The sequence below is a fragment of the Bradyrhizobium septentrionale genome (genome assembly GCF_011516645.4).
Classification (GTDB): Bacteria; Pseudomonadota; Alphaproteobacteria; order Rhizobiales; family Xanthobacteraceae; genus Bradyrhizobium; species Bradyrhizobium septentrionale.
This window is the reverse complement of sequence record NZ_CP088285.1, coordinates 1,436,453-1,454,593: the sequence shown is the minus strand read 5'-3', so window position 1 is coordinate 1,454,593 and position 18,141 is coordinate 1,436,453. Positions and strand designations below refer to the sequence as shown.

The following is an 18,141-nucleotide window of genomic DNA, read 5'->3' as shown; positions in this document are numbered from 1 at the left end:
CAGGCAGAGCATGAATGGTCGCCGACCCAATCATGGGCCGAGCTCCAAAACGAGGAGGCGGCAATGGGACAAGACGTCAGAAGTCCCCGAGGTCCACGGTGCATCGCACTGGTGGGCCCTTTCCAAAGCGGTAAAACCACACTTCTGGAAGCAATCATGGCGCGCACAGGCGCCATCAAGTCTGCCGGCAGCGTCGACGCCGGAACCTCCGTCGGCGATGCCAGCCCCGAGGCGCGTCAGCACAAGATGGGCGTAGGGCTGACCGCCGCCACCACCACCTTCATGGGCGACAGCTACACCTTAATCGATTGCCCCGGCTCGATCGAGTTCGCGCACGACATGCGCGCAGCGCTGCCGGCGGTCGATGCCGCGGTCGTGGTCTGCGAAGCCGATGAGAAGAAGCTGCCGCAGCTGCAGATCATCCTGCGCGAGCTCGAGGAGCTCGGGATTCCCCGTTTCCTGTTCCTGAACAAGATCGACCGCGCCAACAAGCGGGTCCGCGAGACGCTTGCGACGCTGCAACCGGCTTCGCGCGTGCCGCTGGTGTTGCGCCAGATCCCGATCTGGAACGGCGATCTGATCGAAGGCTTTGTCGATCTCGCGCTGGAGCGCGCCTTCGTCTATCGCGAGCACAAGCCGTCGGAGGTGGTCGCGCTGGAAGGCGGCAATCTCGACCGCGAGAAGGAAGCGCGCTTCTCGATGCTGGAGAAGCTCGCCGATCATGACGACGCGCTGATGGAGCAGTTGCTGGAGGATATCCGGCCGCCGCGCGACGCCGTGTTCGACGATCTCGCGCGCGAATTGCGCGAAGGACTGATCTGTCCGGTGCTGCTTGGTGCGGCGAGCCGCGAGAACGGCGTGCTCCGCCTGATGAAGGCGCTGCGCCACGAGGCGCCCGGCGTCACCGATACTGCCAATAGGCTCGGCGTCAAGGATAAGAAGGACGCGCTGGCCTATGTGTTCAAGACCGTGCATCTGCAGCACGGCGGCAAGCTGTCGCTGGCGCGCGTGCTTGCGGGCCGGCTTGACGACGGCGCGACGCTGCAATCCTCAAGCGGCGAGACCGGGCGCATCTCCGGCATCCTCGCGGTCTCGGGCACGCATGACAGCAAGCGGCCGCAGGCCGAGGCCGGCGAGACCGTCGCGCTCGGCAAGCTCGACGCGGTCAAGACCGGCGATACGGTCTCGAGCGGCAAGACGGCCCCGGCCTCGCTGGTCAAGGTCGAGCCGGTGGCGGCGGTGCTGTCGATCTCGATCGCCGCGACCGACCGCAAGGACGACGTCAAGCTCGGCCAGGCCCTGCTGCGGCTCAACGAGGAGGATCCCTCGCTGACGATGATCCAGAACCCGCGCACCCACGACACCGTGCTGTGGGGGCAGGGCGAGATGCATCTGCGGGTGGCGCAGGAGCGGCTGAAGGACCGCTACGGCGTCAACGTCAAATCGCATCCACCGGCGATCGGCTATCAGGAGACCATCCGCAAAGCCATTACCCAGCGTGGCCGACACAAGAAGCAGTCCGGCGGCCACGGCCAGTTCGGCGACGTGGTGCTCGACATCAAGCCGAAGCCGCGCGGCACAGGTTTTGAGTTCCACGAGAAGGTGGTCGGCGGCGCGGTGCCGCGCAACTATATCGGCGCGGTGGAAGAAGGCGTCGTCGACGCACTGGCGCGTGGACCGCTCGGCTTCCCCGTGATCGACCTCGACGTCACGCTGACCGACGGCTCCTATCACAGCGTCGACTCCTCGGATCTCGCGTTCCGCACCGCGGCGCGAGTCGGTGTCAGCGAAGGGTTGCCGCAGTGCCAGCCGGTGCTGCTGGAGCCGATCCATCTGGTCGAGATATTCTGTCCGAACGAGGCGACTGCCAAGGTCAACGCGATCCTGTCGGCGCGCCGCGGCCAGATCCTCGGCTTCGACACCCGCGAAGGCTGGAGCGGCTGGGATTGCGTTCGCGCCACGATGCCGGAATCCGAGATCGGCGACCTCATCGTCGAGCTGCGATCGGCCACCGCCGGCGCCGGCACCTTCACCCGCCAGTTCGACCGCATGGCCGAAGTGACGGGCCGCGCCGCCGACCAGATCATCGCCGCGCATCGCGACGCGGCGTGATCCAATTGTCATTCCGGAGCGCTCGCGCCAGCGAGCGAATCCGGAATCTCGAGATTCCGGGTATGGTCCTTCGGACCATCCCGGAATGACCGATGAGATTCTCTCCCAGCAGTTTCCGACATCATGCTTGAATCCCGCCGTAACCTGGCGCTGGCCTGCGCGCTCAGCGCGCTGGCCGGCTATGTCGACGGCATCGGCTATCTGCATCTCGGCGGGCTGTTCGTCTCCTTCATGAGCGGCAACTCGACGCGGCTCGGCGTGACGTTGGCCGAGGGGCATTGGCAGCATGCCCTGGAGGCGCTGGAGCTGATCGTGCTGTTCGTCGCCGGTGCCGCGGCCGGCAGCCTGGTCGTGCTCAGCCGCATCGGCCATCGCCAGCCGCTGATCCTGCTCGGCGAGGCGCTGCTGCTGACGGCGGCCGCCCTGGCCTATGCCTACGGCCTGCCGAACGCCGCGGTCGCCGCCATCGTGCTGGCGATGGGGCTCGAGAATGCCGTATTCCAGCTCGAAGGCGGCGCCGGGCTCGGCCTCACCTATGTCACCGGGGCGCTGGTCAAGGCCGGCCAGCTGATCGCCGCCGCGCTGACCGGCGGAGCCCGCTGGGCCTGGCTGCCGAACCTCCTGCTGTGGGCGGCGCTGGTCGCAGGCGCGCTTCTTGGCGCACTTGCTTACCACTGGATCAACCTCGCCGCGATCTGGTTTGCCGCGGGCATGGCGCTCGGGCTCAGCGTGCTGGTTGCGGCAACCGCGAAGCGGACGGATTGACAGCGCGGCTGCCTTGGCCAATGTCACGGCTATGACATCATCAAGCAAAACCCGCGCGGCGTGCCTGATCGGGTGGCCAGCGGCGCATTCCCGCTCGCCGCTGATCCATCGCTACTGGCTGCGTACGCTTGGCATCGAGGGCGGCTATGTGATCGAGGCGGTGCCGCCGGATGATTTCAAGGATTTCCTGTTCCGCCTGTCGCTGCGCGGCTTCGTCGGCGCCAACGTCACCATTCCGCACAAGGAGCGCGCGCTGGCGCTGTCGACGCCGGACGAGCGCGCACGCGCCGTCGGCGCCGCCAACACGCTGTGGTTCGCCGACGGCGAGCTGCGTTCGACCAACACCGATGTCGAAGGCTTCATCAACAATCTCGACGCCTGCGCGCCCGGCTGGGACCAGACCGAGGATGCGCTGGTGCTCGGCGCCGGCGGCGCGGCGCGCGCGGTGGTGTTCGGCCTGGTCGAGCGCGGCATCAAGCGCGTGCATCTGGTCAACCGCACCATCGACCGCGCCCGCGCGCTGGCCGACCAGTTCGGCGGGCGCGTTCATCCCGCGACATGGGACACGGTCGGCGAGCTGCTGCCGCGTGCGGGGCTGCTCGTCAACACGACGTCGCTCGGCATGCACGGCCAGCCCGCGCTCGGGATCGATATCGGCCTGTTGCCGCAAAACGCGGTTGTGACCGATCTTGTCTATGTGCCGCTGGTGACGCCATTGCTTGCGGCGGCGCAGGCGCGCGGCCTGAAGACCGCCGATGGCCTCGGCATGCTGCTGCACCAGGCGGTGCGCGGTTTCGAATTGTGGTTCGGGCAGCGTCCGCAGGTGACGCCGGAACTGCGTGCGCTCGTTGAAGCCGATCTCACAAAGACTTGAGGCCTGGAATAGCGCGATACGGCTGGGGTCAGTGTTACATCACCTGCGCCCCTCCCGGAGATCCCCCAATGTCTGCCAGCCGTTCCTCGCTCATTCGCCCGTTCATTGCATTCGCGATGGTGACGGCGTCCACGCTCTACGCACTCGCGCAGCAGCCGCCGACGCCGACGCGGGTGCGTGGAACCGTCGAGAGCGTCGACGGCGATACGCTGGCGGTGAAGTCGCGCAGCGGCGAGGACGTCAAGCTGCACATGGCGAGCAATATGCTGGTGCTCGGGCTCACCAGGATCGCGCTGTCCGACATCAAGGTCGGTTCCTTCATCGGCACGACCACGGTGCCGGGCCCCGATGGCGTGCCGAAGGCGGTCGAGGTGCATGTCTTCCCGGAGCACATGCGCGGGACCGGCGAGGGGTCGCGGCCCTACGATCTGAAGCCGAACAGCAGCATGACCAATGCGACCGTCGCGCAATCCGTCGTCAGCAATGACGGTCATACCCTGATGGTCAAGTACAAGGACGGCGCGAAGACGGTGCAGGTCGCGCCGGATACGCCTGTCGTGACCTATGTTCCCGGCGACAAGGCGGACCTCAAGGCCGGCGCCAAGATCATCGCCTTCATGAAGAAGCTGCCCGACGGCTCGCTCGAAACCGACCGCGTCAGCGTCGGCCGCGACGGGCTCACGCCTCCGATGTGACGCGGCTTCATCCTCTCTTCTTTGTGAAGAGCCTAGCTTCGATGAACGGTTGTTACACAGTAACAGACCCTTCGTCTGGCGCGTAGTTTACCGAGCGAGGCACCTCTCCTGCGAACAGGACGGTGGCTCGCACGGAATACCATCATTTCCCCGGTGTTCCTGACTCCGCCAGCCAAACCCATGAGGGACATCATGCCGAAATCGACGCTATTCGCCGCATTGCTTCTCGTTGCCTTTGCCTCGGCCGCATCGGCGCAGCAGCCGCCGACGGTGCGGATTCGCGGCACCATCGAGGGCGTCGACGGCGCCATGCTGTCGATCAAGTCGCGCGACGGCGCCGACATGAAGGTGCGGACGACCGACAACGTCGCGGTGTTCGGCGTCGCCAAGACCGATCTGTCGGAGATCAAGCCCGGTTCCTATATCGGCGTCACCGCGATGCCCGAGCCCGACGGAACGCAGAAGGCGATCGCGGTTCACATCTTCCCGGAGAACCAGCGCGGCGCGGCCGAAGGCTTCCGTCCCTGGGACCTGCGCGCCAACTCGACCATGACCAACGCCACCGTCGCCGAGACGGTGGAGGGCACCGACGGCCAGAACATCACGGTGAAATACAAGGACGGTGAGAAGAAAGTCGTGGTGCCGCCGGGCACCCCGGTGGTCACTTTCGTCGCCGGCGACAAGGCGGAGCTGAAGCCCGGTGCCAAGATCATCATCTTCGGCGCGGTGAAGAAGGAGGACGGCACGCTGGAAGCCAACCGCGTCAATGTCGGCCGCGACGGAATCGCGCCGCCGATGTGATGCGATTTACCCTCTCCCCTTGTGGGAGAGGGTCGCTTCGCGCAGCGAAGCGGGGTGAGGGGTCTGTTTCCGCGGATAGAGACCCCTCATCCGTCGTGGACTGCGTCCGCGCCACCTTCTCCCACAAGGGGAGAAGGGAAGAGGGCTACACCGCCAGCACGTGATCGTCGATCTCGGCGATGGTGTTGACGCCGCACAGCCCCATCGTGGTGGTGAGCTCCTTGCCCAGGATATCGAGCGCCTTGGCGACGCCTTCCTGGCCTCCGGCACCGAGGCCGTAGGCATAGGCACGGCCGATCATGCAGGACTTGGCGCCGAGCGCGAGCGCGCGCATCACGTCCATGCCAGTGCGGATGCCGCCGTCGAACATGATCTCGAGCTTCGAGCCGACCTCGTCGACGATCTCCGGCAGCACCTCGATCGAGGACGGCGCGCCGTCGAGCTGGCGGCCGCCATGGTTGGACACCACGATCGCCTGCGCACCGGTCTTGGCGGCGAGCTCGGCGTCCTCGACGTCGAGGATGCCTTTGAGGATCAGCTTGCCCGGCCAGATGCTGCGGATCCAGTCGATGTCCTTCCAGTTCAGCGTGGTATCGAACTGCGACGCCGTCCACTCCGACAGCTTGATGAGGTCGTCGGCGCCTTTGACGTGGCCGGCGATGTTGCCGAAGGTGCGGCGTTTGCCGCGCAGCACGCCCGATACCCAGGCCGGCTTGGTGGCGAAATCGACCAGCTTCGACAGCGACCATTCCGGCGGCACCGTCATGCCGTTCTTGATGTCCTGGTGGCGCTGGCCGATCACCTGCAGGTCGACGGTCAAGACCAGCGCCGAGCATTTCGCCGCGATCGCGCGCTCGATCAGCGATTTGATGAAGCCGCGGTCCTTCATGACGTAGAGCTGGAACCAGAACGGCTTGTCGACGGCGGCCGCGATGTCCTCGATCGAGCAGATCGACATCGTGCTCTGGGTGAAGGGAATGCCGGCCGCCTGCGCCGCGCGGCAGGCGTAGATCTCGCCGTCGCCATGCTGCATGCCGAGCAGGCCGACCGGCGCCAGGATCAGCGGCATCGCGGCCGGCTCGCCCAGGATCGTGGTCGCCAGGGTCCGCTTCGAGACATCGACCAGGATACGCTGGCGGAACTTGATCTGCTGCAGGTCCTCGGAGTTGGCGCGCAGCGTGTCCTCGGTGTAGGAGCCGCGATCCGCATAATCGAAGAACGCCTTCGGCACCCGGCGCTTGTGCAGCTGGCGCAGGTCTTCGATGCAGGTAATGTGCTTCATGGACGTTCCCGGCCCTTCTTCTATGTCGCAAGTCGTATGCAGCGAAGTCTTAATCCAGCGAAGTCTTGCGGGTGTTCGCGCTTGCCGTCATCTAGCATGGTTGGATGGCCTGCCAAATCCAAGACGAATGGGAGAGCACGATGACGCAATCAGGCTCCAAGCCGAACTCCAAGCCGGACTCCAAGCCGAAAGCAGACGACAACGCCGAGAAGCGCCGGCTCGACGAGGCCCTGGAAGAGGGGCTGGAGGAGACGTTTCCCGGTTCCGATCCCGTCAATGTCACCCAGCCGGCCCCCAGCAAGGGCGACCAGCACGTCAAGCGAGGCGGCAAGGGTTAGGGCCGGCCCGCGTTTACGGGATTGCGGTTAAGGAGAGAATGTTATATTTTTCAGTGTCTTAAGCTCGAACCATGGGGTTCGATGGCGGTAATGATTCATCATATTTTTTGAAGTCATCTTAGCGCCTGACAGTCTATAAGGCCGATGCACGCTAGACTGGTGGGCGTTCGGGACTCTCTCGCCGGGTGGTTCGAGAGGTCCGTGTTGGGGGTTATATGAGCCGCAAATATTTCGGGACCGATGGAATTCGGGGCCGTGCCAATGGGCTGATCACGCCGGAGCTCGCGCTCAAGGTGGGGCAGGCCGCAGGCTTGGTGTTTCAGCGTGGCGACCATCGCCATCGCGTCGTGATCGGCAAGGACACGCGGCTGTCCGGCTACATGATCGAATACGCCATGGTCGCAGGCTTCACCTCGGTCGGCATGGACGTGCTGCTGGTCGGCCCGATGCCGACGCCGGCGATCGCGATGCTCACCAAGTCGATGCGCGCCGATCTCGGCGTCATGATCTCGGCGTCGCACAATCTCTTCGAGGACAACGGCATCAAGCTGTTCGGCCCGCAGGGCTTCAAGCTCTCCGACGATGTCGAGAAGCAGATCGAGCAGCTGCTCGACGAATCGCTCGACCGCCGCCTGGCGCAAAGCGCAAGCCTCGGCCGCGCCCGCCGCATCGACGGCGTCCATGACCGCTACATCGAATTCGCCAAGCGCACGCTGCCGCGCGACCTCTCGCTCGACGGCCTGCGCGTCGTGGTCGATTGCGCCAATGGCGCCGCCTACAAGGTGGTGCCGGAAGCGCTGTGGGAGCTCGGCGCCGACGTGGTGCCGATGGGCGTCGAGCCCGACGGCTTCAACATCAACAAGGAATGCGGCTCCACCTCGCCGGAAGCGCTGTCGCGGAAGGTGCGCGAGATGCGCGCCGACATCGGCATCGCGCTCGACGGCGACGCCGATCGCGTCATCCTGGTCGACGAGCGCGGCCACATCGTCGACGGCGACCAGCTGCTCGCGGTGATCGCGCAAAGCTGGAAGGAAGAGGGGCGTCTCTCCAAGCCCGGCATCGTCACCACCGTGATGTCCAATCTCGGGCTGGAGCGCTTCCTGCAGGGCCTCGGGCTTTCGATGGTCCGCACCCCGGTCGGCGACCGCTACGTGCTCGAGCAGATGCTGAGCGGCGGCTACAATCTCGGCGGCGAGCCGTCGGGCCATATCATCATGTCGGATTATTCGACGACCGGCGACGGCTTCGTCGCCGCGCTGCAGGTGCTGGCCGTGGTGCAGAAGCTGCGCCGCCCGGTGTCGGAGATCTGCCGGCGTTTCGACCCATTGCCGCAGATCCTGAAGAACGTGCGCTATCGCAGCGGCAAGCCGCTCGACGACGCCGAGGTCAAGTCCGCGATCACCGACGGCGAGAAGCGCCTCAACGGCCATGGCCGCCTGCTGATCCGTCCCTCCGGCACCGAGCCGGTGATCCGCGTCATGGGCGAGGGCGACGATCGCATCCTGGTGGAAGAGGTCGTCGACAACATCGTCAGCGCCCTCGGCCACGCCGCGGCGGCTTAGGGCCTGCAAACTTCCGTCGCCAGCCGCTCATCCCGTCATCCTGAGGAGCGCGCTTGCGCGCGTCTCGAAGGATGCACGGCCCGGCTGGTGGCCGTTCATCCTTCGAGACGCCTGCTGCGCAGGCTCCTCAGGATGACGGGGAGAGAGCTCGCCCGGCGGCCACGGAGCGCATCGCAGCTATCGGCTAACGCAACTGGTCCGGGTCACCTCCGCGTCGTACGACACGGAGGTATTTTTGCGAATCCGTTCCGGGAATGCTGCATTGAACAAGCCGGTCGTGAGCGAGGAGGCACTGGGCGAGCCGGTGCTGGTGCCGGAGTTGCCGCCGTCGCTGGCCGCGAAGGCGGCTGCCGCGGGGCCGGCCTATGTCGTGCTCGCCGGCATCAGCTTCTCGCACTTCCTCAACGACACGATGCAGTCGCTGATCGCCTCGGTCTATCCGATCCTGAAGGACAATTACGCGCTCGACTTCGCGCAGATCGGCATGATCACGCTGGCGTTCCAGTTCACCGCCTCGCTGCTGCAGCCGCTGGTCGGGCATTTCACCGACAAGAAGGCGCAGCCGTTCTCGCTTTCGATCGGCATGGGCTTCACCTTCTTCGGGCTGTTGCTGCTCAGCGTCGCGCATAGTTACGGGATCATCCTGATCGCCGCCTCGCTGGTCGGCCTCGGCTCCGCGGTGTTTCATCCGGAATCGTCGCGCATCGCGCGGCTGGCGTCGGGCGGTCGTTACGGTTTTGCGCAATCGGTGTTCCAGCTCGGCGGCAGTTTCGGCACCTCGATGGGACCGGTGCTCGCGGCGTTGATCGTGGTGCCGTTCGGCCAGCCCTCGATCGCCTGGTTCTCCTCGATCGCGTTCCTCGCCATCGTGATCCTCTGGCGCATCGGCGCCTGGTACAAGCCGCAGATATCAGGCAAGAAGGCGGCCACCATCGAGCGGCATCCTGACCATCCGGACCGGCGGCGCGTGAGGATCGCGCTGATCGTGCTGGTCGCGCTGCTGTTCTCCAAGCAGCTCTATGTCTCGAGCCTGTCGAGCTACTACATCTTCTATCTGATCGACAGGTTCGGCGTTTCGACGCAGGCGGCGCAGCTCTATCTGTTCATTTTCCTTGCGGCCAACGCCGCGGGCGCATTCATCGGCGGGCCGCTCGGCGACCGCTTCGGCCGCAAATACGTGATCTGGTTCTCGATCCTCGGCGCGCTGCCGTTCACGCTGGCGCTGCCCTATGCCGGCCTGTTCGCAAGCGCCGTGCTGACGGTCGTGATCGGCGTGATCATCTCGTCGGCGACCTCGGCGATCATCGTGTTCGCGCAGGAATTGATGCCGCATCGCTTCGGCATGATCTCCGGTGTGTTCTTCGGCGTCGCGTTCGGCATCGGCGGTCTTGGCGCCGCGGTGCTCGGCAAGCTCGCCGACCACACCTCGATCGCCTTCGTCTATCAGCTGTGCGCATTCCTGCCGGCGATCGGCCTGCTCGCGGTGTTCCTGCCGAAGATGCCGAAGGCTGTTCGCTGAGCGCCTTCCGTGAAGCGCGCGCCCCGCGTTAAGCATTCGCTAACACACGCGGGCTGCGTGCGTCGCCAACGGCGCGCCATCGTCAACGCTTCATTAGCACTTGTGGCGGGATCGCCATCTTTCGCTGCCGCATGCGCGTATTGATGGACCCATAAGCACCAGCCGCAGAAAAAGGTGAGAGAAAATCAACCTTAAAAATTAGGGTTAAGTGCCGCTTAAACATTTGCTGGCATCGTCCGCCCGTGAGTTTCAGTCGTGGGGCTTTCGTGTCGCCTCACTTGGCCCAAAAGGACGAAGCCAATGCGTAGCGTAACGACCCTGATTGCCGCAGGCGCGGCATCCCTGCTGTCTTCGGTGGCGTTCGCTGCCGACATGCCGATCATGCCGCCGCCCCCGATGGCGTATGCGCCCCCGCCGGTCCAGGATTTCGGCGGCTGGTATCTGCGCGGCGACATCGGCATGACCAACACCCAGGCCAAGCTGCACGTCAACGCCTACGACACGCTGCCGGCCGGCACCGCGTTCAACCAGTACGGCACCGGCTTCGACAGCGGTATGCTGTTCGGCATCGGCGTCGGCTATCAGTTCAACAGCTGGTTCCGCGCGGACATCACCGGTGAGTACCGCTCGAAGGTCAGCTTCAACGGCACCGACTTCTTCACGTTCCCCGGGCCGAGCTCGCTGGGCGACACCTATCATGGCGGCATGCAGAGCTGGGTCGGCCTCGTGAACGTCTACGCCGATCTCGGCACTTGGGGATGCTTGACCCCGTTCATCGGTGCCGGTGTCGGTGCCGCGACGATCAAGACCTCGGCCTTCTCGGACATCGCCACGTTCCCGAGCGGGTCTGGCCTGACCAGCTCCTTCATCGCAGACGGCGCCACCAAGACCAACTTCGCCTGGGCCGTGCATGCCGGTGTCGCCTACAGGGTCACCAACAACTTCACGGTCGAACTGGCCTATCGCTACCTCGACATGGGCACCGCCGGCCAGGGCCAGGGTCACTTCTTCGACGGCACGCCGGCCGGTCCCTCGAGCTTCCAGTACCGCGACATCACCTCGCAGGACGTGAAGCTCGGTGTGCGCTTCGCCTTGCCCTGCTGCGATGTGCTGCCCCCGCCGCCGCCGCCCCCGCTGATCCGCAAGGGTTAATTCCGACCCTTCACGGTTAACGATTGTAACGGCGCGGGATCATCCCGCGCCGTTTTTCTTTGCCGCGCGACGTCACGAGCTTCTGCAACTTGCGTGGTCGAAAGCGTGCGGCGACAACGATTGGTTAAGGTTAACAGGCGATGATCAACGCGCATTCGGTGAGTGGGATGGAGCGTTGCAATGCGTAGGTTCTTGCTGGCGGCGATGATGATGGGCGCGGTGACGGCTGCGCACGCGGCTGATCTGCCGGACTTCCCGGCTCTGCGCGGCGGCTTCAGCGATGCACCCAGCGCACCCGTCAACTGGCGGGGCTTCTACATCGGCGGCCAGGGCGGCTACGGTTCGTCCGATGAGAATTTCAGCGGCACGAACGCCAACATGCTGGCGGCCCTGCTCGATCACAACGTGATCCAGCAGATGGATGTCTCGAACTGGAATCTCGGGCTCGGCAAAGCGTCCCAACGCTCGGCGGCCTATGGTGCGTTCGCCGGCTACAACTGGCAATACGACGACGTCGTCGTCGGCATCGATGCGAGCTACATGCACGGCAAGTTCGGCGGCTCGTCCACCGCGAGCAAGGAATTGGTCAGCGGCACCGCGCTGACCGACACCCTGTTCCACGATGTGCGCGTCGATTCGTCGGCGGCGATCCAGATCAACGACATGGCGACGATCCGCGGCCGCGCCGGCTACGCCTGGGGTTGCTTCCTGCCGTATATCTTCGGCGGCGTTGCGTTCGGCAATGCGGACATCTCGCGCTCGGTCACGGTTCACGACGCCGTCAGCACCACCATCTCGGGGCCGTTCACGCCGCTCGCGACATTGAACGCGAACGACGTCCAGCACAATCACCTGATCTACGGCTACACCGGCGGTCTCGGTTTCGACGTCAATATCACGGGCGGGCTGTTCATGCGCGCGGAGTGGGAATACGTTCGCTTCACGTCGACCGTCGATACCACCATCAATACAGTGCGCGCGGGTCTCGGTTACAAGTTCTGAGGCCAAGCCGCGCGGCTTGACAGTGCATGGCGTGACTGGTCGGATATCGCTCCGCAAGCGGAGCGACCTCGCATGAAAATCCTCGGCGATTCCAATTCAGGCAATTGCCTGAAGGTGAAATGGGTGTGCGACAAACTGGCGCTGCCCTACACATGGGTCGAGATCGACACCATGAAGGGCGGCAGCCGGACGGCGGAATTCCTCAAGCTGAACGGTTGGGGGCAGGTGCCGACGGTGGAGCTGGATGACGGCCGCACGCTCGCGCAATCCAACGCCATCATCCGCTACCTCGCGCGCGGCAGCGATCTGATCCCCGGCGATCCCTATCGCGCGGCACAGATGGATGCCTGGATGTTCTGGGAGCAGAACAGCCACGAGCCCTATGTCGCCGTCTGCCGGTTTCAGACCGTGTATCTCGGCAAGGCCGTTTCCGAGATCGATCCGAACCTGTTGAAGCGCGGCTATGTGGCGCTCGATCATCTGGAGCGGCATCTTGCGGGGACGCAGTTTTTGGTCGGCGATGCGTTCTCGCTCGCCGACGTCTCGCTGCTTGCCTATACGCGGGTCGCGGAGGATGGCGGCCTCGCGCTCGAGCGCTATCCCATCATCCGCCGCTGGATCGCCGATGCCGAGCGCGTGCTCGGCCTGCCGCCGGTCCGCTGACCTCTGGTGAAGATCGATATGACCGAAACCTCGCTCATCACGATCCGCCGCGCCCGCCGCGAGGATGTCGCGGTCATCGTCGGCATGCTGGCGGATGATCCGCTCGGCCGTGCGCGCGAGCGGATCGAGGATCCGCTGCCACAAAGCTACTACGAGGCCTTCGCGCGGGTTGAGCGCGATCCCAACCTTCAGCTCGTGGTCGCCGTCGACGGCGAGGGCGCCGTGGTCGGCTGCCTGCAGCTCGCGGTGCTGCCGGGCATCAGCTCGCAGGGCGGCTCGCGCGGGCTGCTCGAGGACGTCCGCGTCGCAACCCATTGCCGCAGCCGTGGCATCGGCGAGCAGCTGGTGCGGTGGGCGGTCGCGGAAGCGCGGGCGCGAGGTTGCATGCTCGTCGAGCTCTTGACGCATCACACGCGCATCGATGCGCAACGCTTCTATGAGCGACTCGGATTCGCGCGCAGCCATGTCGGCATGACGTTTCGCTTCTGAGACGTTGCACTTCTGAAATTCGTGCGCGAAGTTGTGCCATGCATATGGCAATGCCTGCGGTAGCTGTTGCTCCGCTATCCGGTTAACAGCCAATAAACTAAGCCGGCCTCCGCGAATTTACGGGTCGGAACGAGTCCGCTATGTCGGGCGTCTCCCACGGGGGCGCGGGCAACTGGGGATTTCGATGTCGGATTATTCGATCGTGCGGGTCGGCAACGAGTACATCGTGCAGGCCGGCGAGAAGAGCATTCTGAAAGTATCGAGCCGGCGCAGGGCGGTTAAGATCATGACTCTCGCGGCAGATTTGCTCGATCAGGAGACGGTGCAGCAGGTCGAGGACTCCCCATCAATCAGCCGTGATCCCCCCATCGTTCCGGACCCTTCTGAACTTCCTTGACGTTTGGGCGCCCGTCCACTATCTCCGGCGGCGGGAAACCTCTCCCCACCGAGAGGCAGCTATCTGGAAGGGTAGATTATGACTGCAGCGAAGCCCGCTTCGCGGCCTGATGTGCCGCATTTCTCCTCCGGTCCCTGTGCCAAGCGCCCCGGCTGGAACCCCAACAATCTCAAGGACGCCGCCCTCGGCCGCTCGCATCGTGCGAAGGTCGGCAAGGCGAAGCTCAAGCTCGCGATCGAACTGACGCGTGAAGTGCTTGAAGTGCCTGCCGATTACAAGATCGGCATCGTGCCGGCGTCGGACACCGGCGCGGTCGAGATGGCGCTGTGGTCGTTGCTCGGTGCGCGGCCCGTCACCACGCTCGCCTGGGAATCCTTCGGCGAGGGCTGGGTCAGCGATATCGTCAAGGAATTGAAGCTGAAGGACGTCACCAAGCTGAACGCGGCTTACGGTGAAATCCCCGATCTCGCCAAGGTCGATCCCGCGTCGGACGTCGTCTTCACCTGGAACGGCACCACCTCCGGTGTGCGCGTTCCGAACGCCGACTGGATCAGCGCGACCCGTGAAGGCCTGACGATTTGCGACGCGACCTCGGCCGCCTTCGCGCAGCCGCTCGATTTCGCCAAGCTCGACGTCGTCACCTTCTCCTGGCAGAAGGCGCTCGGCGGTGAAGCTGCGCACGGCATGCTGATCCTGTCGCCGCGCGCGGTGGAGCGGCTCGAGACCTACAAGCCGGCCTGGCCGCTGCCGAAGATCTTCCGCCTCACCAAGGGCGGCAAGCTCAACCAGGGCATCTTCGAGGGTGAGACCATCAACACCCCGTCGATGCTCTGCGTCGAGGATTATCTCGATGCGTTGAGCTGGGCGAAGTCGATCGGCGGCCTGAAGGCGCTGATCGCCCGCGCCGACGCCAACACCAAGGCGCTCGCCGACTGGAAGGCGAAGACGCCCTGGATCGACTTCTTGGCCAAGGATCCCGCGATCCGCTCCAACACCTCGGTGTGCCTGAAGTTCACCGATCCCGCGATCACCTCGCTTCCCGCTGACGCACAGGCCGACTTCTGCAAGAAGCTGGTCGCGCTGGTCGAGAAGGAGAACGCCGGCTTCGACTTCGCGTATTACCGCGATGCGCCGGTCGGCCTGCGGATCTGGTGCGGCGCCACCGTCGAGGCAAAGGACGTCGAGCTGCTGACGCAGTGGATCGACTGGGCCTTCGCCGAAACCAAGGCCGCGTTGCCCAAGGCGGCCTGACGATGTTCGCCAATCCGCTGACCGAAAGGCTCGCGGATTTCATCTGCGGCATCGGGATCGACGTGCGTCCGGCGCGCTTGCCGGACGCGACGTTCCTGCCCGGACTTCGCATCAGTGACGGCGTCATTTTCGTCGATGAGGAGAAGCTCGCTCATCCCGGCGATCTCCTGCACGAGGCCGGTCATCTCGCGGTGACCGATCCGTCGATGCGGAACACACCGGAGCTGGCAACGCCGTCCGACGGCGACGAGATCGCGGCCATTGCCTGGTCCTACGCGGCGGCGAAGCACCTCGATATCGATCCGGCGATCGTTTTCCACGAACACGGCTATCGAGGCAGCTCGAAAGCCCTGGTCGCGGACTTCGACACCGAACGCACCTTCGGTCAGCCGCTGCTGCAGTACTACGGCATGACCTTCGAAAAGCGGCAGGCCGCCGAGAACGGCGTCCCGCCATTTCCGTTCATGGTGCGCTGGCTGCGCTGACCGCCCGCGCATTCGTTGCAAGCACCCATTCAAGGGCCGCTGCTCGCGGCTTAACCGGACTGATCACAAGGATTGCAATCATGGCTCCCAAAGTTCTGATTTCCGACGCGCTGTCTCCCGCCGCTGTGCAGATCTTCAAGGATCGCGGCGTCGAGGTCGACTTCCAGCCCAACCTCGGCAAGGACAAGGAAAAGCTCGCCGAGATCATCGGCAATTATGACGGTCTGGCGATCCGCTCGGCCACCAAGGCGACCGCCAAGATCATCGAGAAGGCGACCAGGCTGAAGGTGATCGGCCGTGCCGGCATCGGCGTCGACAATGTCGAGATTCCGGCCGCGACCGCCAAGGGCATCATCGTGATGAACACGCCGTTCGGCAATTCGATCACGACCGCCGAGCATGCCATCACCTTGATGCTGGCGCTGGCGCGCGAGATTCCGCAGGCCGACGCCTCGACCCAGGCCGGCAAGTGGGAGAAGAACCGCTTCATGGGCGTCGAGATCACCGCCAAGACGTTAGGGGTGATCGGCTGTGGCAATATCGGCACGATCGTCGCCGACCGCGCGCTCGGCCTGCGCATGAAGGTGATCGCGTTCGATCCGTTCCTGTCGCCGGAGCGCGCCAAGGACATCGGCGTCGAGAAGGTCGAGCTCGACGATCTGTTGAAGCGCGCCGATTTCATCACGCTGCACACGCCGCTGACCGAGAAAACCCGCAACGTCATCGACGCGGCTGCGATCGCCAAGATGAAGAAGGGCGTGCGCATCATCAACTGCGCCCGCGGCGGGCTGGTCGACGAGCAGGCGCTGGTCGATGCGCTCAATTCCAAGCATGTCGCGGGCGCCGCCTTCGACGTGTTCGTCGAGGAGCCGGCGACCTCGAACGTGCTGTTCGGTCATCCCAACGTGATCTGCACCCCGCATCTCGGCGCCTCCACCACCGAGGCGCAGGAGAACGTCGCGCTGCAGGTCGCCGAGCAGATGTCGGACTATCTGCTGTCGGGCGCGATCTCGAACGCGGTCAACTTCCCCTCGATCACCGCGGAAGAGGCGCCGAAGCTGAAGCCGTTCATCGAGCTCGCCGAGAAGCTCGGCTCGTTCGCCGGCCAGCTCACCGAGAGCGGCATCCTCAAGACCCAGATCACCTATGAGGGCCATGTCGCCGAAATGAAGATCAAGGCTATCACCTCGGCGGTGCTGTCCGGCCTGCTGCGCCCGATGCTGGGCGAGGTCAACGTGGTCTCGGCGCCGGTTGTCGCCAAGGAGCGCGGCATGGTGGTGGACGAGGTGGTCCGCGCCGCGCAGAGCGACTATGAAAGCCTGATCACGGTCACCGTCACCACCGAGCGCCAGGAGCGTTCGGTGTCCGGCACCGTCTACGCCGACGGCAAGCCGCGCCTCGTCGACATCAAGGGCATCCGCGTCGACGCCGAGTTCGGCAAGTCGATGATCTACGTGACCAACGAGGACAAGCCGGGCTTCATCGGCGCGTTCGCGAGCCTGCTCGGCGATGCCAAGATCAACATCGCGACCTTCCATCTCGGCCGCGTCAAGCAGGGCGGCGACGCCATTGCGCTGGTCGAGGTCGACGGCGCGGTGCCGGCGGAACTGCTTGCCAAGGTGCAGACGCTGCCGCAGGTGAAGCAGGCCAAGGCGCTGACGTTTTAACCTGGTTCCGCCGACGCCGGGCCATAGGTCCAGCGTCGGCGGATCGTCTGCACGGACGTTTGTTTGTGCCGAGATGGTTTCGCCCTTCCATCGGGTTGCATGAGCAAGCCCGACGGTATCGATTTCAGCGACGAGGCTACGCGCGCTCCATCAGATCACCCAAAGTATTTTCGGACGATGTCCTTGTTCACCTTGCAGATATAGGTGTATTTCGGATTGACCACCTGCGTGCATCGCGCCTCCGCGATTTGACCGAGCAGCATGTAGCCTTCGGCTGCGGGTATCCTCCATTCCTCTTCAAGCCAGTAAACCATTTCTTCGAATGCAAGCCGCATGGCGTCTTCGAGCGGACGCGCACAGCCGAGCGTGCAGATGTGGGTTGGCGTTTCGATCCGGGGATGGTTCAGGCGCGCTGGAGCTTTTTCGAGCGACACTTTGACGGTGAGGGTGGCTGCGATCTCGATGGCGCCCATGCCGTTGCATTCCCCGTCCCCCTGGATTGCGTGGCAGTCGCCGAGGAACAGATGCGCACCGTCGGCATGGACCCGGAGCATGACGGTGTTGCCGGTGGTGATTTCCTGAACATCCAGGTTTCCGCCGTGCGTGCCGTTGTCCACGGTGAGAACCGCGCCATGAAGCGGTGCGACTCCGATCACGCCTATCATCGGTTTGACCGGAAGTTTTAGATGCTCGTTCCAGCGCACAAGGCCATCCTTGACCTCGACAACACGCGTCTGGATGCCGAACTCCCTGCGGCGCACCCAGTCGGGGAACATACCGATGCCGGGCCACAGTGCCGTAAATCCAAGCCCCCCAACCTCCATGCTGACGATCTCGACCTTCAGCATGTCGTCGGCCTTGGCGCCGCGAACCTCGATGGGCCCCGTCGCCCCGTTGACGAACGGCATAGTGATGTCGGCTTCGGTCAGTTGCTGCCCGAGATGACGGATCGTTCCGTCGTTGGCATTGATCGCGCATTCGACGACGAACGTTTCGCCGGGAGAGACGCTGGCAATGAAACGGTCCAGGCCCGACAGGGCATACTTGATATTGCCTTCTTTCGCGACGCGCTGCGACATCTCCACGT

18 protein-coding genes are annotated in these 18,141 nt (G+C 64.6%); 16 read left to right on the top strand and 2 right to left on the bottom strand.

Translation table 11 applies throughout. The features are described 5' to 3' along the window. Positions 1–63 precede the first annotated feature (63 nt). From HAP48_RS08835 to HAP48_RS08815, 5 genes are all read left to right on the top strand, one after another. Entirely contained in the window at positions 64–2,112 is a 2,049-nt protein-coding gene (locus tag HAP48_RS08835) for an elongation factor G (RefSeq protein ID WP_166214080.1), read from the top strand. A 123-nt stretch (positions 2,113–2,235) separates the two neighbouring features. Continuing rightward, a complete protein-coding gene (locus HAP48_RS08830; protein ID WP_166214081.1) occupies positions 2,236–2,877 on the top strand; it encodes a YoaK family protein in 642 nt (213 codons plus the stop codon). Positions 2,878–2,908: 31 nt separating this feature from the next. Then, the gene (locus HAP48_RS08825; protein WP_166214082.1) at positions 2,909–3,751 is read left to right on the top strand and encodes a shikimate dehydrogenase; all 843 of its coding nucleotides are present in this window, start codon (positions 2,909–2,911) and stop codon (positions 3,749–3,751) included. Between the two features lie 116 nt (positions 3,752–3,867). Next, positions 3,868–4,446 carry a hypothetical protein gene (locus tag HAP48_RS08820; RefSeq protein ID WP_420869892.1) on the top strand — a complete coding sequence of 193 codons (579 nt, stop codon included), beginning with the start codon at positions 3,868–3,870 and terminating at the stop codon, positions 4,444–4,446. A gap of 192 nt (positions 4,447–4,638) precedes the next feature. After that, positions 4,639–5,247, top strand: coding sequence for a single stranded DNA-binding domain-containing protein (locus tag HAP48_RS08815; protein WP_166214084.1), 609 nt, complete (start codon positions 4,639–4,641; stop codon positions 5,245–5,247). Between the two features lie 145 nt (positions 5,248–5,392). On the opposite strand, the gene HAP48_RS08810 is transcribed toward HAP48_RS08815, so the two are convergent. Continuing rightward, a complete protein-coding gene (locus HAP48_RS08810) occupies positions 5,393–6,529 on the bottom strand; it encodes an alpha-hydroxy acid oxidase (RefSeq protein WP_166214085.1) in 1,137 nt (378 codons plus the stop codon). Between the two features lie 140 nt (positions 6,530–6,669). On the opposite strand from HAP48_RS08810, the gene HAP48_RS08805 reads away from it, so the two are divergent. From HAP48_RS08805 to serA, 11 genes are all read left to right on the top strand, one after another. Further along, a complete protein-coding gene (locus HAP48_RS08805; RefSeq protein ID WP_166214086.1) occupies positions 6,670–6,867 on the top strand; it encodes a hypothetical protein in 198 nt (65 codons plus the stop codon). Positions 6,868–7,082: 215 nt separating this feature from the next. After that, complete coding sequence (gene glmM, locus HAP48_RS08800; RefSeq protein WP_029081915.1) at positions 7,083–8,429, top strand: phosphoglucosamine mutase; 1,347 nt, start codon at positions 7,083–7,085, stop codon at positions 8,427–8,429. A gap of 262 nt (positions 8,430–8,691) precedes the next feature. Further along, positions 8,692–9,948: an MFS transporter gene (locus HAP48_RS08795; RefSeq protein ID WP_166214087.1), complete on the top strand. Its 1,257-nt coding sequence runs from the start codon at positions 8,692–8,694 to the stop codon at positions 9,946–9,948. A gap of 300 nt (positions 9,949–10,248) precedes the next feature. Next, positions 10,249–11,100 (top strand): outer membrane protein, encoded by an 852-nt coding sequence (locus HAP48_RS08790; protein ID WP_166214088.1) that lies wholly within the window; start codon positions 10,249–10,251, stop codon positions 11,098–11,100. 180 nt (positions 11,101–11,280) lie between these two features. Next, positions 11,281–12,102 (top strand): outer membrane protein, encoded by an 822-nt coding sequence (locus HAP48_RS08785; protein ID WP_175612345.1) that lies wholly within the window; start codon positions 11,281–11,283, stop codon positions 12,100–12,102. A 72-nt stretch (positions 12,103–12,174) separates the two neighbouring features. Continuing rightward, on the top strand, positions 12,175–12,765 hold the full coding sequence (locus HAP48_RS08780) for a glutathione S-transferase family protein (RefSeq protein ID WP_166214089.1): 591 nt from the start codon (positions 12,175–12,177) through the stop codon (positions 12,763–12,765). 18 nt (positions 12,766–12,783) lie between these two features. Continuing rightward, on the top strand, positions 12,784–13,254 hold the full coding sequence (locus tag HAP48_RS08775; protein WP_166214090.1) for a GNAT family N-acetyltransferase: 471 nt from the start codon (positions 12,784–12,786) through the stop codon (positions 13,252–13,254). 184 nt (positions 13,255–13,438) lie between these two features. Beyond that, on the top strand, positions 13,439–13,651 hold the full coding sequence (locus HAP48_RS08770; protein ID WP_176399262.1) for a hypothetical protein: 213 nt from the start codon (positions 13,439–13,441) through the stop codon (positions 13,649–13,651). A gap of 78 nt (positions 13,652–13,729) precedes the next feature. Then, positions 13,730–14,902 (top strand): phosphoserine transaminase, encoded by a 1,173-nt coding sequence (locus tag HAP48_RS08765; RefSeq protein WP_166214091.1) that lies wholly within the window; start codon positions 13,730–13,732, stop codon positions 14,900–14,902. 2 nt (positions 14,903–14,904) lie between these two features. Further along, entirely contained in the window at positions 14,905–15,387 is a 483-nt protein-coding gene (locus tag HAP48_RS08760; protein ID WP_166214092.1) for a hypothetical protein, read from the top strand. Between the two features lie 77 nt (positions 15,388–15,464). Beyond that, positions 15,465–17,054: a phosphoglycerate dehydrogenase gene (serA, locus tag HAP48_RS08755; protein WP_166216708.1), complete on the top strand. Its 1,590-nt coding sequence runs from the start codon at positions 15,465–15,467 to the stop codon at positions 17,052–17,054. Between the two features lie 155 nt (positions 17,055–17,209). Here the strand turns inward: serA and HAP48_RS08750 are convergent, their stop codons facing one another. Then, positions 17,210–18,133: an acetamidase/formamidase family protein gene (locus HAP48_RS08750; RefSeq protein ID WP_166214093.1), complete on the bottom strand. Its 924-nt coding sequence runs from the start codon at positions 18,131–18,133 to the stop codon at positions 17,210–17,212. Between the last annotated feature and the right edge of the window lie 8 nt (positions 18,134–18,141).